Annotated in this window: 1 protein-coding gene; it reads left to right on the top strand. The window is 40.4% G+C overall.

What is annotated here, in order from left to right:
• On the top strand, window positions 1-371 hold a 371-nt coding region (locus tag KH400_RS22375), incomplete at both ends, for an aminotransferase class I/II-fold pyridoxal phosphate-dependent enzyme (protein ID WP_217228397.1).

Here is a 371-nt window from a genome sequence, read left to right on the forward strand (position 1 = left end):
GAGCAGAAATACATAAGAGAAGCTTTTGACACAAATTGGATTGCACCACTTGGGCCGAATGTCGATGCATTTGAAAAAGAAATAGCTACTTATGTTGGAGTCAATGAAGCTGTCGCGTTAAGTTCAGGAACCGCAGCGATTCATTTGGCTCTTTCTTTATTAGAAGTAACAAAAGGAGACAAAGTATTTTGTTCAAGTCTTACTTTTGTGGCAAGTGCGAACCCCATTCTTTATCAAGGTGCTGAACCAGTCTTTATTGATTCTGAGCCAGATACATGGAATATGTCTCCGCAGGCATTAGAAAAAGCTTTCATAGATGCGGCACTTACAGGAGCTCTTCCTAAAGCTGTCATCGTTGTAAACTTATACGG

It is taken from the genome of Desertibacillus haloalkaliphilus, from assembly GCF_019039105.1.
GTDB lineage: Bacteria > Bacillota > Bacilli > Bacillales > KJ1-10-99 > Desertibacillus > Desertibacillus haloalkaliphilus.